General features: G+C 62.7%; 17 protein-coding genes. 9 read left to right on the top strand and 8 right to left on the bottom strand.

Features of this window, described 5'->3' with window-relative positions; genetic code table 11:
- Both NKH93_RS03095 and NKH93_RS03090 read left to right on the top strand, forming a co-directional pair.
- Positions 1 to 182, top strand: a 182-nt coding sequence (locus tag NKH93_RS03095) for a transposase (RefSeq protein ID WP_352969034.1), incomplete at its 5' end; no start/stop codon positions are given.
- A gap of 259 nt (positions 183 to 441) precedes the next feature.
- A complete protein-coding gene (locus tag NKH93_RS03090) occupies positions 442 to 3,642 on the top strand; it encodes a putative Ig domain-containing protein (protein WP_352969032.1) in 3,201 nt (1,066 codons plus the stop codon).
- Between the two features lie 87 nt (positions 3,643 to 3,729).
- Here NKH93_RS03090 and NKH93_RS03085 read toward each other — a convergent pair whose 3' ends face one another.
- Positions 3,730 to 4,137, bottom strand: coding sequence for an RcnB family protein (locus tag NKH93_RS03085; RefSeq protein WP_352922845.1), 408 nt, complete (start codon positions 4,135 to 4,137; stop codon positions 3,730 to 3,732).
- A gap of 378 nt (positions 4,138 to 4,515) precedes the next feature.
- On the opposite strand from NKH93_RS03085, the gene NKH93_RS03080 reads away from it, so the two are divergent.
- The 3 genes from NKH93_RS03080 to NKH93_RS03070 all read left to right on the top strand — a co-directional run bounded on the left by NKH93_RS03080 (position 4,516) and on the right by NKH93_RS03070 (position 7,831).
- Positions 4,516 to 6,180 (top strand): Na/Pi cotransporter family protein, encoded by a 1,665-nt coding sequence (locus NKH93_RS03080; protein WP_352816167.1) that lies wholly within the window; start codon positions 4,516 to 4,518, stop codon positions 6,178 to 6,180.
- 132 nt (positions 6,181 to 6,312) lie between these two features.
- A complete protein-coding gene (locus NKH93_RS03075) occupies positions 6,313 to 6,522 on the top strand; it encodes a DUF2061 domain-containing protein (protein WP_292658743.1) in 210 nt (69 codons plus the stop codon).
- A gap of 127 nt (positions 6,523 to 6,649) precedes the next feature.
- Positions 6,650 to 7,831, top strand: a complete 1,182-nt coding sequence (locus NKH93_RS03070; RefSeq protein WP_352922848.1) for an MFS transporter — start codon at positions 6,650 to 6,652, stop codon at positions 7,829 to 7,831.
- A 2-nt stretch (positions 7,832 to 7,833) separates the two neighbouring features.
- On the opposite strand, the gene NKH93_RS03065 is transcribed toward NKH93_RS03070, so the two are convergent.
- Complete coding sequence (locus NKH93_RS03065) at positions 7,834 to 8,391, bottom strand: GNAT family N-acetyltransferase (protein ID WP_352473942.1); 558 nt, start codon at positions 8,389 to 8,391, stop codon at positions 7,834 to 7,836.
- 56 nt (positions 8,392 to 8,447) lie between these two features.
- A complete protein-coding gene (locus NKH93_RS03060; protein WP_292658734.1) occupies positions 8,448 to 8,897 on the bottom strand; it encodes a GatB/YqeY domain-containing protein in 450 nt (149 codons plus the stop codon).
- Between the two features lie 320 nt (positions 8,898 to 9,217).
- Here NKH93_RS03060 and carA point away from each other — a divergent pair, with 320 nt between their 5' ends.
- Positions 9,218 to 10,435: a glutamine-hydrolyzing carbamoyl-phosphate synthase small subunit gene (gene carA, locus NKH93_RS03055; protein ID WP_352541094.1), complete on the top strand. Its 1,218-nt coding sequence runs from the start codon at positions 9,218 to 9,220 to the stop codon at positions 10,433 to 10,435.
- Positions 10,436 to 10,490: 55 nt separating this feature from the next.
- Here the strand turns inward: carA and NKH93_RS03050 are convergent, their stop codons facing one another.
- The 3 genes from NKH93_RS03050 to mntR form a co-directional block, all read right to left on the bottom strand.
- Positions 10,491 to 11,759 carry a TCR/Tet family MFS transporter gene (locus NKH93_RS03050; RefSeq protein ID WP_352683610.1) on the bottom strand — a complete coding sequence of 423 codons (1,269 nt, stop codon included), beginning with the start codon at positions 11,757 to 11,759 and terminating at the stop codon, positions 10,491 to 10,493.
- Between the two features lie 150 nt (positions 11,760 to 11,909).
- Positions 11,910 to 12,827 (bottom strand): KPN_02809 family neutral zinc metallopeptidase, encoded by a 918-nt coding sequence (ypfJ, locus tag NKH93_RS03045; protein WP_352473939.1) that lies wholly within the window; start codon positions 12,825 to 12,827, stop codon positions 11,910 to 11,912.
- A 223-nt stretch (positions 12,828 to 13,050) separates the two neighbouring features.
- Positions 13,051 to 13,506, bottom strand: coding sequence for a manganese-binding transcriptional regulator MntR (gene mntR, locus NKH93_RS03040; protein ID WP_023678308.1), 456 nt, complete (start codon positions 13,504 to 13,506; stop codon positions 13,051 to 13,053).
- Positions 13,507 to 13,741: 235 nt separating this feature from the next.
- Between mntR and NKH93_RS03035 the strand changes: the two genes are divergently transcribed.
- The gene (locus tag NKH93_RS03035; RefSeq protein ID WP_352473938.1) at positions 13,742 to 15,109 is read left to right on the top strand and encodes an Nramp family divalent metal transporter; all 1,368 of its coding nucleotides are present in this window, start codon (positions 13,742 to 13,744) and stop codon (positions 15,107 to 15,109) included.
- Positions 15,110 to 15,260: 151 nt separating this feature from the next.
- Complete coding sequence (locus NKH93_RS03030) at positions 15,261 to 15,914, top strand: dihydrofolate reductase family protein (protein WP_352683606.1); 654 nt, start codon at positions 15,261 to 15,263, stop codon at positions 15,912 to 15,914.
- A gap of 53 nt (positions 15,915 to 15,967) precedes the next feature.
- On the opposite strand, the gene NKH93_RS03025 is transcribed toward NKH93_RS03030, so the two are convergent.
- Positions 15,968 to 16,837 (bottom strand): LysR family transcriptional regulator, encoded by an 870-nt coding sequence (locus NKH93_RS03025; protein WP_352683604.1) that lies wholly within the window; start codon positions 16,835 to 16,837, stop codon positions 15,968 to 15,970.
- Between the two features lie 92 nt (positions 16,838 to 16,929).
- Between NKH93_RS03025 and NKH93_RS03020 the strand changes: the two genes are divergently transcribed.
- Positions 16,930 to 17,529 carry a LysE family translocator gene (locus NKH93_RS03020; RefSeq protein WP_352683602.1) on the top strand — a complete coding sequence of 200 codons (600 nt, stop codon included), beginning with the start codon at positions 16,930 to 16,932 and terminating at the stop codon, positions 17,527 to 17,529.
- Positions 17,530 to 17,547: 18 nt separating this feature from the next.
- On the opposite strand, the gene NKH93_RS03015 is transcribed toward NKH93_RS03020, so the two are convergent.
- Positions 17,548 to 18,339, bottom strand: coding sequence for an SDR family NAD(P)-dependent oxidoreductase (locus NKH93_RS03015; RefSeq protein WP_352683601.1), 792 nt, complete (start codon positions 18,337 to 18,339; stop codon positions 17,548 to 17,550).
- Positions 18,340 to 18,482: the final 143 nt, after the last annotated feature.

The following is an 18,482-nucleotide window of genomic DNA, read 5'->3' as shown; positions in this document are numbered from 1 at the left end:
CGATGCCGAGGCGCTCGAGCTTTGCCGTCGCCCAATTCGACACGCTGCGATTGCGCCTCATCAAAATCGCTGCGCGGGTGGTCGAGATGAAATCGCAAATCCGTCTGCACCTGCCGACATCGTGCCCCGACCAGCGCATCCTGCGCATCGTCCTCGATCGCATCCCTCAACTCGCGACATAACGATGGGGCGCAGACGCCCCGAAACGAACCCGACGACCGCAACCTGCAAACCCCCGCCTGCCATCACGACGGAGCAATCCCGGCGCCTGACCAGGCGCGTGGAAAAGCACCGCAACGGCGACCACAGCGTCGCTTCAGGCCGTCAAAAGCTTATCGCCGTGCATCAAGGCGGCTAGATGATCATAAGCAAAGGCGACTCGTCCGGAATTCAGCGCCCGTAGAGAGCAGGCCCGCCGGTCGGGGGATTTTGGGGGACGGGGTGACCGTAGCTCTGGATGCGCATGTCACCATGCGACTGCGGCGTTTGCCGTTATCCGCACTTTCCTTTCCGTTGTCGTCGATTTTCCTGCTTTTGTTCGCAACGCTGAGGCGCACCCTTGCCGCCATTCTAGTGCTCGTGCTCGTGCCGACCGCGGCGTTCGCGCTGCCGACGGTGACCATCAACCAGGCAGCGGGCCAGAGCGATCCGGCGGGTTCGTCACCAATTCGGTTCGACGTGATCTTCAGCGAGCCGGTGACCGGCTTCAATGGCAGCGACGTCGATCTTTCCGGCACCGCCGGCGCCACCACCGCGTCCGTTACCGGCTCCGGCAGCTCCTACAGCGTTTTGGTCAGCGGCATGACGGGTTCAGGTTCCGTCGTGGCCACAATACCGGCCGGCGTGGCAACCAACGCCAGCGTTGATCCGAACGAGCCCTCGACCAGCACCGACAATACCGTCACCTACAATCTGCCGCCGCCACCGCCGCTGACAGTGACCATCAACCAGGCTGCCGGCCAGAGCGATCCGACCGGTTCCTCACCAATTCGGTTCGACGTGGTCTTCAGCGAGCCGGTGACCGGCTTCAATGGCAGCGACGTCGATCTTTCCGGCACCGCCGGCGCCACCACCGCGTCCGTTACCGGCTCCGGCAGCTCCTACAGCGTTGTGGTCAGCGGCATGACGGGTTCGGGGTCCGTCGTGGCCACAATACCGGCCGGCGTGGCGACCAACGCCGCCGTCGATCCGAACGAGCCCTCGACCAGCACCGACAATACCGTCACCTACAATCTGCCGCCACCGCCGCTGACAGTGACCATCAACCAGGCTGCCGGCCAGAGCGATCCGACCGGTTCGTCGCCAATCCTCTTCGACGTGGTCTTCAGCGAGCCGGTGACCGGCTTCAGCGGCAGCGACGTTGTGCTTTCCGGCACCGCCGGCGCCACCATCGCTGTCGTCACCGGCTCCGGCAGCACTTTCAGCGTCGCGGTCAGCGGCATGACGGGTTCAGGGTCCGTCGTGGCCACAATACCGGCCGGCGTGGCAACCAATGCCGCCGTCGATGCGAACGAAGCCTCGACCAGCACCGACAACACGGTCACCTTTACACCGCCCGTGATCACGGTCTCGCCGCCGTCATTGCCCAGTCCGGTCTACAACCAGGCCTATTCGCAGCAGCTGACGGCCAGCGGCGGTATGACGCCCTACACTTTCGCGCTGACGTCCGGAACCCTCCCGTCGGGCATCAGCTTCGACGCGGCCGGTCTGCTCTCCGGAATCCCGACTAATACCGGCACGTTCAACCTGGTCGTGGCGGCAACCGACGCAAACGGTTTCATCGGTTCGAAATCCTACACGCTGATCATTGCCGAGCCGACCGTCGAGCTGACGCCGGCATCCTTGCCAAACCCCGTATACAACCAGGCCTATTCGCAACAGCTTGCGGCCAGCGGCGGCGCGGTGCCTTATACTTTCGCGCTGACGTCCGGAACCCTCCCGTCGGGCATCAGCTTCGACGCGACCGGTCTGCTCTCCGGTACCCCGACCAATACCGGCACATTCGACTTCACCGCAGTTGCAACCGATCAGAATGGGAAATCCGGTTCCAAGGCCTATTCGGTGACCATCGACAAGCTTGGCACCACCACCTTGGTCGTTTCCAGCCTCAACCCTTCCAATCAGGGCGATCAGGTCACTTTCACGGCAACGGTTTCGGCTCCCGGCAATCCGCCGCCGGCCGGAACGGTCACCTTCAGTGTCGACGGCTCGCCCGCTGCTACGGTCGCGCTCGCCGGCGGTACCGCCGCCCTGACGACGTCCGCCCTCCCGGTCGGCACCCGTCAGGTCGTCGCGACCTACAATGGCGACGCGAACAACGCGACAAGCACCTCCAGCGCGCTCGCCCAGGAAGTCCACGCCCTAGGCTCCATCACCATCCGCCAGACCACCGACAGCGGCGACGGCTCCTTCGGCTTCTCCTCGCCGGCGCCCGGCCTCAACTTCACCATCGCCACCAGCAGCGGCTCCGGCGACGGACCGGCCGTTTCGCTGCAGACCGGCTCCTACAGCGTCACCGCCGCCGACATGACCGCCGCCGGCTTCGCCTTGACCTCGATCAGTTGCAACGATGGCGATTCCGTCGGCAATGTGGCGAACCGCACGGCCGTGATCAACCTGGCGCCCGGCGAAAGCGTCGTCTGCACGTTCGCCAGCACCAATTCACGCGAAAATACCACGGCGCTCATCAAGGAATTCATGGAGACACGCGCCAGCCTCATTCTGGAGAACCAGCCCGACATCCAGCGCCGCATCGACCGGCTCGACGGCGTCGCCGGCGGCGGCAGCCCAGTGGCCACCCTGCTCGCGTACCTGCCCGGCATGGCCGACACCAACTCGGTCAATGTCAGCGCAAGCCTTGCCTCCATGCGGCGGCTTGGCGGGGAAGATGCCAACAGCCTGTTCGACATCTGGTTCGAAGGCACTTACAGCCGCTTCGACATCAATGACCAAGACGGCAAATTCGCCCTCGCAACCTTCGGCGCCGACTATCTGGTCAGCCGCAATCTGCTTGTTGGCGCCTTCGTCCAGATCGATCGTACCGACGGCTTCACCGGCAGCGGCGGCGGAACCGCCGAGGGCACCGGCTGGATCGCCGGGCCTTATTTGACCGCTCGGCTGACTGACAATCTGTATTTCGATTTGCTCGCCGGAGCTGGAACATCCTCGAACAGCGTCAGCCCCATGGATACCTACACCGACGGCTTCGACGCCAGCCGTTGGATGGTCAGCGCCACGCTGCAAGGGGAATGGCAATATGACGCCTGGACCTTCTCGCCGCGGGCGCGCTTCTCCTATTTCGAGGAAAAATCGGGAGCCTATGTCGACGGCCTGAACGTCCCCATTCCCTCCGTCACCGCCGGCCTCGGCCAGATCGCCTTCGGCCCCGGCGTTTCCTATCGCCATGTCACGGATGACGACGTTACCCTCGACTTTAACCTGCGGCTCGACGGCGTCTTCGACATAAGCGACACAGCGACCGAAAGCGGCGCCGACAATTTCCATGGCCGCGTCGGAGCCGGCATCGATACCCGCATGCCGGGCGGCATGCGTCTCGGCCTCTCCACCAGCTATGGCGGCATCGGCTCCGATTCGGCGAAGTATTTCAGCGGAACCGTGAAACTTTCGGCCGCGCTGAATTAGGATCAAGATGGACCAATGAAAAAAGGCGGCCTTGGCGGGCCGCCTCTCTTTCATTGACCAGCGCCGTGCCGGTCAGACGTTCCGCGGTCACTGCGTGGCGATGGCGCCGAAGATCAAGCCGGAAAGAACGCTGACCAGCAGATAGTCATTGCCAACCCGGATCCATTCCTGCCCGGGACCCGGACGGCGCAGGCCATAGTGGCGATAGTCGCGGATCGGCTGGTGACGCTTCCAGCTGGAATATCTCTGGCCGTTGCGCCAATGGCTGCGCTTCACAACGATCTTCTTCTTCACTAGGACGCGCTTGTTCACGTCGACATGCTTGTTCACGTCGACATGCTTGTTCACGTCGACATGCCTGCCAGGCTTCTGCCAGTCGACCTGGCTGTAGTTCGACTGCGGCGCGTTTGGTGTGTTCAGAGGTGCGGCCTGGCCCTGCCAGGTGGTTGCAGCCAGCATCGAGAAGGCAATGGCGGAAAGAACGATGCGTTTCATGGCGGGTACTCCTTGGTTGTCGATGCCTACGGAATAGAGCCGGAAGGATGAACCGAAACTGAACACCGAGATTACGTTTTCGTAATGATTTCTTACCTTTATAACGACTAATTCAGCGCTACCTTTAAAGCGGGCGTCCGAGAATGGACGCATGACCCGCCGCAACTCCGCAGGCTATGCAACCATTTTGTCAGCCATCCATTTCCGACACGCCCCGTCGCGTGGCAACACGCGTCCGAAGCGGGCAAAATTTATTATTCGGCTAAAATAAATCGGAGTAATATCAACCTCTGCAATGTCCACGATTCGCGCCCACTTTTGCCTCTTTGACTTCACCGCGCCCGCGTCGCTGGCACCTGTCGCGTTGCGGGGCCTGGCATGAGTGGCTCGGTCGTCTTGCTGCACCTGGCCGGTGCGGTCGCACTGATGCTGTTTGCCACCCGTCTGGTGAAGACCGGCGTCGAGCGCGCCTATGGCGATGTGCTGCGCCACAAACTGCGCGCCACAATGCGCAATCCGTTCATGGCGGTTCTGGCCGGCTGCGGCCTGGCTGTCGCGCTGCAAAGCTCGACCGCCGTCACCTTGCTGGTCGGCTCGTTCGCCGGCTCCGGTATTGTCAGCGGCATGTCGGGCCAGCTTGCGGTGCGCGGCGCCGAGATCGGCTCGGCACTGGTGGTCAAGCTGCTCACCTTCGATCTGTCGCTGCTGGTGCCGATCTGCCTGGTCGCCGGCACCGTCATGTTCATGGCCACCGAGCGGCGCGACTGGCGCCAGTTCGGCCGCATCCTGGTCGGCATCGGCCTGCTGCTTCTGTCGCTGGAGATGATCGGCCAGGCGTCGGAGCCGCTGCGCCAGAGCACGCTGATGCCGCTCATCGTCGATTACTTCTCCGGCGATCCTGTCACCGCCTATCTTCTGGCGGCGGTGATCACCTGGCTGTTCCATTCCTCGATCGCCGCGGTGCTGCTGATGGTGACGCTGGCCGGCCGCGGCTTCATCCCGCCCGAACTCGGTATCGTGCTGGTGCTGGGTGTCAATCTCGGCTCTTCGATCATCGCGCCGCTTCTAACCCGCAACGCAGAACCCGGCGTTCGTATCGTGCCGATCGGCAATCTCCTGATGCGCGGCATGGGTTCGCTGATCATGCTGATCCTGTTCCTGACGTTCAAGCCGCCGGTCGCCTTCTTGGGCAGCACGGTGCCCGAGCAGATCGTCAATGCCCACATTGTCTTCAACATCCTGATCCTGGTCGCCGGCCTACCGCTGGCGAGCCTGGTCTATCGCGCCTCGGAAAGGATCGTGGCGTTGGGCACCAAGCCCCAGGCCGCCAACGCGCTCGACGTCGTCGAGCTTTCGGCGCTCAACGAAAGTGCGCTCGACGTGCCGAGCCAGGCATTGGCCAACGCCACCCGCGAGGTGGTGCGGGTCTGCGAAACGGTCGAGATCATGCTGAAACGGATCATCGAGCTCTATGAGAGCGCCGATGCCGACAAGATCGGCGCGCTGGCCGCACTCGACGACCGTGTCGACAGGAAGCACGCTGCGATCAAGCTCTATCTGGCCAGGGTCACCAAGAACCCGCTGAGCGAGGACGAGGCGCTGCGTTGCCAGGAACTGATCGGCGCCTGCGTCAAGCTGGAGCAGGTCGGCGACATCATCGTGCGCAACATGCTGGTCCACGTGAAGAAGAAATTCGAGCGTGGGCTGGAGTTCACGCCGGAAGGCTGGCGTGAGCTTTGCGCCTTCCATGCCTTGGTGCTTGCCAATGCCAGGCTTGCCTTCAACGTGCTGGTGTCCCGCGATCCGGAGACCGCTCGCCAGTTGGTGCTGGAAAAGGACCGGCTGCGCGACCGCGAGAAGGAAACCAGCCAGAGCCATTTCGTGCGGCTGCGCGACGGCACCGCCAAGAGTGTCGAGACCAGTTCCATCCATCTCGACACCATTCGCGACCTCAAGCAGATCAACTCGCTGCTCGCCTCGATGGCCTATCCCGTTCTTGAAGAACGTGGCCTGCTCACCGGTTCGCGGCTGAAGGCCGGATAGATTGCATCCACAGGCCGGGAAGCTTTAGAACATCGCCTATGAAAATTGCTGTGGGCCAATGCGCAGAAATTATCTTTGCGCCACCTCCTGTCTGTCGGCTAAAGATCGCCGCATCTACCGGAAGGAAAGTCGATGGACACCCATTCTCGCAGCTTCGCCAAAGCGCTTTCCTGGCGCATCACCGGCACCATCGACACGATGATCATTTCGCTCGTCGTGACCGGAAGCATCAAGCTCGCCGCTGCCATCGGCCTGACCGAGGTCGTCACCAAGTCGCTGCTCTACTATCTTCACGAACGTGCGTGGCTGAAAATTCCTTACGGGAGGAAGGCAGCCGCCTAGCTCTTGCCTCCGCGCGGACGCCTGACCGGCGATCAAGAAAAGCTAAAGCGGCGTCGACAATTTCTGGATTGCCCGCTGCCCTCATCCGTGGTTTGAGGCGACCTTATCCGAGGATCGCCTTTCCGCCATGCTCCCCCTCATTGCCCTGTTCATTGCCGCCTTCGCCTTCGGCACCACCGAATTCGTCATCGCCGGCGTGCTGCCGCAGGTGGCGGAGGGCCTTGGCGTCGCGATCCCGACCGCCGGCTATCTCGTTTCCGGCTATGCCGGCGGCATTGCAGTCGGCGGCCCGCTGCTGGCGCTCGCCACCAAAAGCTTCTCCCGCAAGGCCCTGCTGCTTGGACTGACTGCAGCCTTCACCATCGGCCAGGCCGCCTGTGCGCTGGCGCCCGACTTCGCCTCGATGCTGCTGTTGCGGATAGCGGTGGCCGTCGCGCATGGCGCCTATTTCGGCGTTGCCATGGTGGTGGCCGTCGGCCTCGTGCGCGAAGACCAGCGCGGCATGGCGGTGGCGCTGATCCTGTCCGGCCTCACCGTATCGAACGTAATCGGCGTTCCGGCCGGCACGGCAATCGGCAACATCTGGGGATGGCGTGCGACATTCTGGGTGATGTGCGCGCTCGGTGTGGTGGCCTTCACGGCAGTCGGCGCCCTGCTGCCGCGCAAGACGGGATCGTCGAGCCCGTCGGCGAGCCTTGGAAGCGAGGTCCGTGTGCTCGCACGCCAGCAGGTCTGGACCTCGCTCATTGTTATGCTGATGCTGATGATCGGCCAGTTCGGCCTGTTCACCTACATCACGCCGACGCTGCTTGAGGTCACCGGCCTCGACGAGAAATGGATACCTTGGGTGCTCTTGCTCAACGGGGTCGGCGCAACGATCGGCGTCTTTGTCGGCGGGCGGCTCGCCGACTGGAAGCTGATGCCGTCGCTTATCGCCATGCTTTTCCTACAGGCGGCAATGCTCGCCTTGATCTACGCTGTCGGCCCTTACCCGCTGCCGATGGTGATAGCGATCTTCGTCTGGGGCGGCCTCAACTTTGCCATCGGCACGCCGATCCAGACCCGCATCCTGACCTGGACCGCGGACGCCTCCAACCTTGCCTCGTCGCTCATCCCGTCGGGCTTCAATGTCGGCATCGCGCTCGCCGCATCGCTCGGCGCGGCGATGCTCAATGCCGGCTATGGCTATCGCAGCCTGCCGGTGGTTGGCGCGATCGCCATGCTGGTCGCCGTCGCGGTTGCGCTTGCCTCGCATGTCTGGGAATGGCGAAGCCGGGCTGCGCCGCCGCTGCCGGCTGCCGCCGAATAGGGCTACAGATCGATCCGGTAGCGCAGGCTTTCCGCGCCGCCATAGGCGGCGTCCTCGAAGAAACGCCCGACCAGCCGGCCGCCATTGGCCAGAACGACCTTCTGCGAGGGCACATTGTGAGGCTTGCAGGTGATTTCGACGAAGGGCAGGCCAACCGCCCTCGCCTCCACCAGCATCAGCCGCAGCGCCTCGGTCGCATAGCCGCGTCCCCGTTTCCACGGCACCACCGCATAGCCGATGTGGCCGAGCACATGCGACGGCAGCGACGCGGTGCCGTGCTGCCAGCGCAGGCCGATTGAGCCTGCGACTTCCCCGTCCCAGATCCAGCGCCGGAATCCGGGCAGCCGCGGCACCGTCGAACCGTCGGGCAAGGTGATCGGCGGTCCCTTGCCATCGGAATCGTCGAGATCGCCAAGGAAAGTCGCTGGATCCTTTTCGATAGCCGCAAGCTGCTCGCGCGTCGCGTCGAGCAGCCGCACATTGTCCGGCGACCAGCCGCGCTCGAGGGCCGCCTTGTAGGACGGCAGGTGTTCAAACGCCGGTTTGACGAGTTCGATCACGGGCGCGAGCTTTTGGCTGCCGGATTGCGGGCGCGACGGCAAGGGCCTTCGGCGGCTTACTGCAGCAGGCTCTTGACGATGCCGCTCGCCTTGGAGAAATCCATCTGGCCGGCGTATTTTTCCTTGAGCGCCGCCATCACCTTGCCCATGTCCTTGACGCCGCTGGCACCAGTCTCGGCGATGGCGGAACGGACGGCGCTTTCCGTCTCGGCCTGGCCCAGCTGCGTCGGCAGGAAGTCGCGGATGATGGCCATCTCGTCGCGCTCCTGCGCTGCAAGCTCCGGCCGCTTGCCGTCATCGAACGCCTTGGCCGATTCTTCGCGCTGCTTCACCATCTTGGCCAGGATCTGCAGGATCTCGTCATCGCTCGCCGGCTCCTTGCCGGCGCCGCGATTGGCGATGTCGCGATCATGGATGGCCGCCTGGATCAGCCGCAATGTCGGCAGCCGGCGCTTGTCCTGCGACTTCATCGCGCTCTTCAGGGATTCGGCGATTTTGCCTCGCATGGTGCTTTCTCCTTCGAATGCGGCGGACAATAGTCGTGCCGATAGCTCAAGGCAAACTCGATAGCGTCCGGCAAACCGCTGATATTATTCGACGAAATAAATCTAGGCTCGCACGGCGCGGCATCATTGACCGCCTTGGCGCCTTCCCCTATGTACTGGGCCTTGCATGAAATTGAATTCTAGTGCACGTCGCCCAAAAATGCGCAGCGGTTTTGGGCAACGACAGGCACAAATGAAAACCTAGCGCGCCGAGGCTGTGAGATCGCCGCTTCGCGCCTTTTGTTGCGCCGACTGAGGGCGCAACCTTTAGGAGTGCCGCCATGGCTACGATGACAGCCGCGTCGACCCCCCCTTGGGCCAGCGAGAGGCCGACAGCCCTGCTGGTGCTGGCCGACGGCACTGTCATAGAGGGCCGTGGTCTGGGCGCCGCCGGCTCCGCCGTCGCCGAGGTCTGCTTCAACACCGCGCTGACCGGCTACCAGGAGATACTCACCGACCCATCCTATGCCGGCCAGATCGTCACTTTCACCTTTCCGCATATCGGCAATATCGGCACCAATGACGAAGACACCGAAGACCTCAACCCGCTGGCCCGCGCCGGCGCCGTCGGCGCCGTGTTCAAGGCCGATGTCACCAACCCGTCGAATTACCGGGCCGGAACCGGTCTCGACCAGTGGCTGAAGAAGCGCGGCATCGTCGCACTTTCAGGCATCGACACGCGGGCGCTGACCGCGCTGATCCGCGAAAAGGGCATGCCCAATGCCGTCATCGCGCACGCGCCCGACGGTATCTTCGACATCGATGACCTCAAGCGCCGCGCCGCCGCATGGTCAGGGCTTATCGGGCTTGATCTCGCCAAGGAGGTGACCTCCGGCCAGTCATCAGTCTGGCGCGAGACGCCTTGGGTCTGGAACGAGGGCTTTGGCGAACAGGCTGATCCGTCGATGCACGTCGTTGCCGTCGACTACGGCGTCAAGCGCAACATATTGCGCCTGCTGGCCGGCCTCGGCGCCAAGGTCACCGTGGTGCCGGCAAAAACCGGCGCCGAGGAGATCCTGGCGATGCGGCCGGACGGCATTTTTCTATCCAACGGCCCTGGCGATCCGGAAGCCACCGGCGACTACGCCGTTCCGGTTATCCAGGATCTGTTGAAGACCGAAATCCCGCTTTTCGGCATCTGCCTCGGCCACCAGATGCTGGCGCTGGCGCTGGGCGGCAAGACCGCAAAAATGCATCAGGGCCACCACGGCGCCAATCATCCCGTCAAGGACCACACCACCGGCAAGGTCGAGATCGTCTCGATGAACCATGGCTTTGCCGTCGACGCCGACTCATTGCCGAGCGGCGTCGAGGAAACCCATGTCTCGCTGTTCGACGGTTCGAATTGCGGCATTGCGCTCACCGGCAGGCCGGTCTTCTCGGTCCAGCATCATCCCGAAGCCTCGCCCGGCCCGCAGGATTCGCACTATCTGTTTCGCCGCTTCGTCAATCTCATCCGCGAAAAGCGCGGCGAGCCGGCACTGGCCGAGCGTGTTTAGCGCATTGCGTAAAAACGGATTTGATTGACGGCGCCGGCCGGGCTCCCGGCGCCGATCAAGCCCCGTCCGTCACGGCTTCCTGCGTGTGCATGCGTTTGACTTCCTTCGGCGTCGGCTTGGCCACCCTGGTGACGAAGACGACGAGCGCCAGCGTGAGGAAAATCGCGCCGAGCAGATAGGGGGCACCGCCGAAAACCACGGGCGCGTTCGGGCCCGTGAACCAGGAAAAGATCGCCGTATAAAGCAGCGGTGTGATGATCGACGTGATCGAGAAGATCGAGGTCATTGCGCCTTGGAGTTCGCCCTGGGCGGAAGGTGGCACCTTGGCGGCCGCCAGGCTTCTGAGCGGCGGGTCGGCCAACGCCTCGAGACATCCGACGACGATCACTGCATAGATCATCCAGCCTTGTGACGCGAAGGCGTAGCCGAAGGCGCTGAGTGCGGTAAATGCCAGACCGATTACCGCCGTCTTCCACTCGCCGAGCTTAGGGATCACGCGCGGCAGGACTGTCGCCATGACGATCGCCCCGCACAGGCCGAAAGCGCCGAGCGAGAAGCCGATCTGTTGTTCGCTCCAGCCATAGCGATAACTGGAGACGAACGACCAGACCGCAGGATACATCATGTGCCCCAGCGTCATCAGAAAGAAGACAAGTCCGATCCAGCCGATACCTTCGTAGTTGCGCATCTGGACGAGCGTGCCGACCGGGTTCGCGCGTTTCCACTCGAAGCGGCGACGGTGCTTGTTATCAAGTGTTTCCGGCAACAGAAACAGCGCGATCAGAAAGTTTGCGAAAGCAAGCCCGGCAGCGAAATAGAACGGCACACGCGGCCCGAACGTGCCGAGCAACCCGCCCAGAACCGGCCCGATGACGAAGCCGACGCCGAAAGCAATGCCGAGCAGCCCGAAATTCTTCGCACGATTTTCGTCGGTCGAGATATCGGCAATGAATGCCGATGTCGTGGAATAACTGGCGCCGGAAATGCCGGCCAGCACGCGGCCGATGAACAGCATCGGATAGGACCAGGCGATAGCGCAGATCAGATTGTCGATAGCGAACGTCAGCACCGAGGCAAGCAGGATAGGCCGCCGCCCGAACCGGTCGCTCAACCCGCCCATCACTGGTGCGAAAACGAACTGCATCGCCGCATAGACGAAGAACAGCCAGCCGCCCTCGATAGCCGCCTCGCTGATGCCGACGCCGGTCAATTCCCTGAGATAGGCCGGCAGCACCGGCATAATGATGCCGAAGCCAATGATGTCGAGCAGCAGGGTGGTGAAAACAAGCGCAAGGCCCCGCCTGGCGGTTTTGGGGTCTATCATGATGGTATCTCCTCGGGCCGCCCAAGCTAACGGGAACACACCTTATAGGCGAGCACATCGCTGGGAACAATGAGGGAACGGGCAGAGTGCTTTCATCCTGACATCCCCTGACTGCGATCCAGTCTCTCGGATTACGAGAAAACCGTCGGCTCAGATCGGGTTGTTGAACGTGTCGCAGTCCGAAAGCTTGCCGTTCTGGAAGCCTCGCGCCAGCCAGGTCTGCCGCTGCTGCGACGTGCCGTGGTTGAAGCTTTCCGGCACGACGTAGCCCTGCATCTTCTTCTGCAGCGTGTCGTCGCCGATCTGCTTGGCGGCGTTCAGTGCCTCCGCCATGTCGCCCTGTTCCAAGATGCCTTTCTGACCGGTGAAATGCGCCCAGATGCCGGCAAAGCAGTCGGCCTGCAACTCGACCTGCACCGACATGTGGTTGGCGTCCGCTTCGCCCATGCTCTGCCGCATCTGGTTGAATTTGGGCAGGATGCCGACGAGGTTCTGCACATGGTGGCCGACCTCATGCGCGATCACATAGGCCTGTGCGAAATCGCCCGAGGCACCGAACTGCTGATCGAGCTGCTGGAAGAAGGTGGTGTCGAGATAGACTTTGCGATCGTTGGGACAGTAGAATGGTCCGGCCGCTGACGAGGCAGAGCCGCAAGCAGAGCCGATCCGTCCGCTGAACAGGACCAGTTTTGGATCTTGATAGGTCAGGCCCTCGGACTGAAAAATACCGGTCCACGTGTCCTCGGTCTCGGCCAGCACAGTCGACACGAACTGCTTCATCTCGTCGGAGGCGGGCGCACCGGTGCCGCCGCCTTGCGCACCGCTATTGTCGGTGATCTGACCGCCGCCGGGCTGCAAGCCGCTGTTATCGAGGATCTGACTCGGGTCGAAGCCGAAATACCACCCTGCCAGGAAAATCAACCCTACGATGATAATGCCCGACATGCCGCCGCCGCCCGCGCGACCGCCGATCGGGATGCGAAACTGCCCCGGCCCGCCGCCAAGCCCGCCGCTCTGGCCGCGCTCGTCCTCGACATTGTCACTCTGACGACGGCCCTTCCAGAGCATGGCAACCCCCGTGATGCAATTTTCCGGCCGATCGGGCCGTGTCCCGGTTCGATCGGACACGACAACAATTATCTCAACGGTTACGCCAAGTCACAGTATTTTTCGTGCGAACAAGCAATGCTTGCTGACGCTTGCCTGCTCTGGCCGAGACATCGCAAGGTCTGTGCCGTTCACCCTGCTCGTGGGAAGCGAGTCGCGCGAAGAGATACGCTGGCCGTGCTTTTCAGCGGGCGGCGATTATTGCCTTGCGAAAGGCTTCGAGCGTCTCGGCGCTGACATGATGCTCGATGCCCTCGGCGTCGATGCGCGCCGTCTCGGCGCTGACCCCGAGCGAGCGCAGGAAGGCCTCGACCGTCTGGTGGCGAATGCGGCTCTCTTCCGCAACCTTGCGGCCGGCATCGGTCAGGAACACGCCGCGATAAGGCTTCCGGGAGACCAGCCCGTCGGCGCACAGCCGCGTCAGCATTTTCGCGACCGTCGGCTGAGCGACGCCGAGCCGTGCCGCGATATCGACCTGGCGCGCCTCGTTGCCATCCTCGATCAGGTCGGCGATGAGCTCGACATAATCCTCGACCAGCGCGCTGCGGCGCGCTTCACGCGTCTGCCTGAAGCCTTCCGAGTGGATTTCTGCGTCAGGCAGCGGCTTTTCGCGAGGAACCGGTCTTTTCTTCAGCGCCAATACGCGCTCCTCCCGGCAGTTTGAATCGACATTGCGGTCATAACACGGAACCCTATTGGTTCTGGCCGTTTATTTCCATTCGGTGGCCGGCGCAACCGGCGTTCACTGCCGTTCAGGCCGCACGCCAAGCGGCCACAAGAAAAAGCTCAGACAATGAAATATAGCATATTGCATAATGTTCAGCCGTGGCATAGATAAGGAGACAACATCGATCGTTCCAGTGGAAAGCCATTTCATGTCGGAAGCCGAAGCCACCTCAGCCCCCCGGTCCATGTGGCGATTTGCCCGCCCGGAGGACGACGAGCAGCCCAGCCTTCGCGAAGTCAACGCAACGATCGCGGTGCCGCACTCGGGGATCTGGCTTCGCCGGCTGTTCGCCTTCATGGGGCCGGGCTACATGGTTTCGGTCGGCTATATGGATCCGGGCAATTGGGCGACCGACCTCGCCGGCGGGGCCCAATTCGGCTACACGCTGCTTTTCATCATCATGTTGTCGAACCTGATGGCGATCCTGCTGCAGGCACTCGCCGCCCGGCTCGGCATCGCCACCGGCCGCGACCTTGCGCAGGCGTGCCGCGCCTATTATCCGCGACCAGTCAATTTCATGCTTTGGGTCGCTTGCGAACTGGCCATCATCGCCTGCGACCTGGCCGAGGTCATTGGCACGGCGATCGCCTTGCAACTGCTGTTCGGCATTCCGCTGATAGGCGGCGCCATCATCACCGCGCTTGATGCCTTCCTGCTGCTGCTGCTGATGAACAAGGGCTTCCGTTTCCTCGAGGCCTTCATCATAGCGCTTTTGATTATCATCTTCGGCTGCTTCGCCATCCAGATCTTTGCCGCCGCCCCGCCGGTCGGCTCCATCCTGCATGCGATGTTCGTGCCGTCGTCCGAGATCGTCACCAATCCGGCCATGCTCTACATCGCCATCGGCATCATCGGCGCCACGGTGATGCCGCACAATCTCTATCTGCATTCCTCGATCGTGCAGACCCGCGCCTATGAGCGCACCGATCGCGGCAAGCGCGACGCCATCAAATGGGCGACGACCGACTCGACCATCGCGCTGATACTGGCGTTGTTCGTCAATGCTTCCATCCTGATCGTGTCGGCGGTGGCGTTCCACGGCACCGGTCATCATGACGTTGCCGAGATCGGCCAGGCCTTCGAGCTTCTGTCGCCGCTGCTTGGCCTCGGCATCGCTTCCATCCTGTTTGCCGTAGCGCTGCTCGCCTCCGGCCTGAACTCGACGGTGACGGCGACGCTCGCCGGCCAGATCGTGATGGAAGGGTTCTTGCGGCTGCGCATCCCGCAATGGGCGCGCCGCCTGCTGACGCGCGGCATCGCCATCATTCCGGTGGTGGTGGTCACCGCGCTCTATGGCGAGAAGGGAACCGGTCAGTTGCTGGTCTTCAGCCAGGTAATCCTGTCGATGCAGCTCCCCTTCGCTGTCGTACCGCTGGTGCAGTTCGTCTCGGACAAGCGCAAGATGGGCAATTTTGCCATTTCCCGCGCCGTCGCCGTGCTGGCCTGGGTGGTTGCCGCGCTCATCCTGGTGCTCAACTTCAAGCTGCTCTACGATACGGTCGTTGGCTTGGGCTGAGCGTTCTCGGCTCCAAGCTGAGACGATAAGGTCGGCAGTCACCTGCCCCCGGTCCTAGAAATTTGCCGGCCGCTGTCGGACAAATGTCCGTTCGCCCGTCCTTGGCTCGAACTCCGGCCATGACGGCACGGATCAGGGAAAGGGAGCTCCAATGAGGAAGATCATCGCCGCAACATTCGTCAGCCTCGACGGCGTCATGCAGGCGCCTGGCGGCCCGCAAGAGGACCCTGTCGGCGGCTTCAAATTCGGCGGCTGGACGTTTCATTACTGGGACGATGTGATGGGCGCCGCGATGGGCGAGACGTTTTCAAAACCGTTCGCGCTGCTTCTCGGCCGCAAGACTTACGACATCTTTGCCGCCCACTGGCCTTATCAGAAAAATGATCCGATCGCCGACAGCTTCAACGCCGTCACCAAATATGTGGCGACGCACAGGCCGGATTCGCTGTCCTGGCAAAACAGCCAGCCGCTCGGCAGCGATGTCGTGGCGACGTTGCGCCGGATGAAGCAGGAGGACGGCCCCGACCTGCTCATTCAGGGATCGAGCGAGCTGATCCAGACCTTGCTCGCCAATGACCTGATCGACGAGATCAGCCTGCTGATTTTCCCGCTGGTGCTGGGCAAGGGCAAAAAACTGTTCGGCAGCGGCACAATACCCGCCGCCTTCAAGCTGACCCGTTCGCAGGCATCGACCACCGGTGTCATCATGGCGAGCTATGAACGCTCCGGCGAGATCAAGACCGGGTCATTTGCCACGGAGCAGCCGTCCGAAGCCGAGATCGAGCGGCGCAAGAACTGGAAGTAGATGCCGCAGGGCGATCAAGGACGGCTGAACACTGGCCGTCCTTTTTGCTGTTTTTAAGCCGCCTCTCGTCGCCCTGCCAACCCATCGCGGAGGTGGCCCGCGAATGCCAGTGCAGCCGGCGCGACGTCGTGCTTCGGCAAATGCAGATTGATCGAAAAATTCGGCAATGACGGCAGCTCCGGATCGTTGGCCAAAATGTCGAGGTCGACAGGCACGGTCGACGCCAACCAGGTGGTGACGGCCAAGTCCGAACGCACTGTCGCCGTCGTCGCGTCAATGCTGCCGTTTTCGAATACGGTGCGCCATTCCAGCCCATGCTCGTTAAGCGCCTCCAGCACCACCGGGCGGAACGCACAGGTCTCGGCGACCATCGAAACCGGCAAGGGCCGCTTGCCGCGGGCGGCGCCGCCTTTGGCGCCGACCCAGACCAGCCGGTCGACAACAAGGCATTCGCCGGCCGACCGACCGATCGGCTCCTCGATCACCGCGAGCTCGATCGTGCCGGCTGCCAAGGCTGCGGCCAACTCTGGCGACGAAGCACAGACAAGCGAGATCTCGACCTGCGGATAGGCTTCGGCATAGGCCTTCAGCACCGGCGCAAGCAAGGTGCCGACAAGGTCGTACGGCACGCCAAGCCGCACCTGACCGGCAACTGCATCGCCCGCCATCTCCGCCAGGATCTCGTCATTGAGGGAAAGCAGGCGCTTGCCCTTGCCGAATAATCGCTCGCCGGAGCGGGTCAGCCGCAATCCACGCCGGTCGCGCTCGAACAGGCTGCAGCCGAGAACCTCTTCCAAACGCTTGATCTGCTGGCTGACGGCACCTTGCGTCAGATGCAACGCATTGGCTGCTGCCGTCATGCTGGCCTTATCGGCAACGGTGACGAAGGTTCGGATCAGGGCAGTATCGAGATTGCGGAGCATCTGGCCATTATATTTGCTAATACAAACCATAGCAAACATTGCATTTACTGATGAGCCAAACAGCCTACCGTGCAGGCTCCAAAGGAAGCAGCATGTTTGAACCCGTCCTTCCCCTCGTCCTGTTCGCGCTGGTCTCAACCTCAACGCCCGGCATGGCCACGACCTTATCGACGGCGTCCGGTGCGCAGTTCGGCTTTCGCCGCTCTATCCCGCTGATGGCCGGGAGTGCGGCCGGCCTGGCCACGGTGGCTGCGGCAGGTGCTGCCGGGCTTGCCGGTCTGCTGGCCGCCGCCCCTTCGCTTCAACTGGCAATGAAAATGGCCGGTACCCTCTATCTGACGTGGCTTGCCCTCAAGATCGGCCGCAGCGGTCCGCCCAATCTGGACGTGGCCATGGCAAAGCCGAACAGCTTTTTGGGCGGCGCCGGCCTGCAATGGATGAACCCAAAGGGCTGGGCCATGGGGTTGGGAGCGGCGGCATCCTTTGCCGCGCTCGCCAACGGGCCGCTGCAGCTCGCCGTGCTGCTCGGCACGGTCTTCGGTCTTGCAGCGGCCCTATCGCTGGCGGCGTGGTGCGTGGCGGGCACGCTGCTCGCCCGGTTGCTGCGAACCGAGCGGCAGTGGCGCATGCTCAACGCCGTGCTTGGCCTGCTGCTGGCCGCCTCGATCATTCCGATGTGGCGGACAGCGTAAAGTTAGTCTTTAGCTATGTCAGGCAGCGTAACGCGCCGCCGGCTTGCCGGCCAGAAGGCTGCCGAAGAAGCCTTGCCTCGCACCAAGATAGGTTTCCAATCCAGCCGGATCGGAGAGCCCGGGCGCGGTGACGGTTTCGCCCTTGGCCAGGCCGGCAAGCGCCGCATCGACCAGATCGTCGGCCGTCATGACGATCTCTTGCGGCACGTTGGCAATATCGCTTCCGGCGACTTCCCAGAACTCGGTCCGGGTGGCTCCCGGCAGCACGACCTGTACAGCTACCTTGCTATCGGCGACTTCCCGCTGCAAGGCTTCGGTGAAGTTGACGACGTAGGCTTTGGTGCCGCTGTAGATGCCGCCGAACGAGGTATCGAAGGCCAGCACCGATGCGATGTTGACGATGGCGCCGCGGTTGCGGGACAGCAGCCCCGGCAGCACCGCGCGCGTCAGGCGAGTCAGCGCCACGACATTGACCTTGATCATGCGCTCGGCGACATCGGCATCGGCCGTTGCCACCATCTGCGCGCCGCCAAGGCCGGCATTGTTGACCAGCAGCGTCACGCTGTCGTCGCTTGATATCGCCTGCTCGACCCGCCGCAGATCGCCGTCTTCGGCCAGGTCGGCGCTGATGATGCTGACTTTGATACCATACGCGTAGCGGAGCCTCTCCGCCAATTCCTTCAGCCGGTCGGCGCGCCGTGCCACCAACACCAGATCGTAACCTTGGCCGGCGAGCCGGTCGGCATAGACCGCGCCGATGCCGGAGGAGGCGCCGGTGACGACCGCCGTGCCTTTGTCCTGATTGCTCATTGTCTTGTTCCTTCTGGTTCCAACGCCAGAGCCGCAGGGCAACACCCTTGCTTCGACTGGCAGATCATCAATTAATGGTATATGCCACTGTTTTAAAATAGGCATATACCATCATCTTGTCAATCGGCGGGGCAAGGACTATT

The sequence above is a fragment of the Mesorhizobium sp. M0954 genome (assembly GCF_040319155.1).
In the GTDB taxonomy this organism is placed as follows: Bacteria; Pseudomonadota; Alphaproteobacteria; order Rhizobiales; family Rhizobiaceae; genus Mesorhizobium.
The sequence above is the reverse complement of the archived record's forward strand: the minus strand, read 5'-3'. Positions and strand labels throughout refer to the sequence as shown.

What these genes read in the sequence shown, in the direction of transcription:
- NKH93_RS03020 (WP_352683602.1), top strand. Translation starts at nt 16,930, where the DNA reads ATGTTTGAACCCGTCCTTCCCCTCGTCCTGTTCGCGCTGGTCTCAACC.
- NKH93_RS03035 (WP_352473938.1), top strand. Translation starts at nt 13,742, where the DNA reads ATGTCGGAAGCCGAAGCCACCTCAGCCCCCCGGTCCATGTGGCGATTT.
- NKH93_RS03075 (WP_292658743.1), top strand. Translation starts at nt 6,313, where the DNA reads ATGGACACCCATTCTCGCAGCTTCGCCAAAGCGCTTTCCTGGCGCATC.
- NKH93_RS03030 (WP_352683606.1), top strand. Translation starts at nt 15,261, where the DNA reads ATGAGGAAGATCATCGCCGCAACATTCGTCAGCCTCGACGGCGTCATG.
- NKH93_RS03015 (WP_352683601.1), bottom strand. Translation starts at nt 18,339, where the DNA reads ATGAGCAATCAGGACAAAGGCACGGCGGTCGTCACCGGCGCCTCCTCC.
- NKH93_RS03060 (WP_292658734.1), bottom strand. Translation starts at nt 8,897, where the DNA reads ATGCGAGGCAAAATCGCCGAATCCCTGAAGAGCGCGATGAAGTCGCAG.
- ypfJ (WP_352473939.1), bottom strand. Translation starts at nt 12,827, where the DNA reads ATGCTCTGGAAGGGCCGTCGTCAGAGTGACAATGTCGAGGACGAGCGC.
- carA (WP_352541094.1), top strand. Translation starts at nt 9,218, where the DNA reads ATGGCTACGATGACAGCCGCGTCGACCCCCCCTTGGGCCAGCGAGAGG.
- NKH93_RS03050 (WP_352683610.1), bottom strand. Translation starts at nt 11,759, where the DNA reads ATGATAGACCCCAAAACCGCCAGGCGGGGCCTTGCGCTTGTTTTCACC.
- NKH93_RS03080 (WP_352816167.1), top strand. Translation starts at nt 4,516, where the DNA reads ATGAGTGGCTCGGTCGTCTTGCTGCACCTGGCCGGTGCGGTCGCACTG.
- NKH93_RS03085 (WP_352922845.1), bottom strand. Translation starts at nt 4,137, where the DNA reads ATGAAACGCATCGTTCTTTCCGCCATTGCCTTCTCGATGCTGGCTGCA.
- NKH93_RS03070 (WP_352922848.1), top strand. Translation starts at nt 6,650, where the DNA reads ATGCTCCCCCTCATTGCCCTGTTCATTGCCGCCTTCGCCTTCGGCACC.
- NKH93_RS03025 (WP_352683604.1), bottom strand. Translation starts at nt 16,837, where the DNA reads ATGCTCCGCAATCTCGATACTGCCCTGATCCGAACCTTCGTCACCGTT.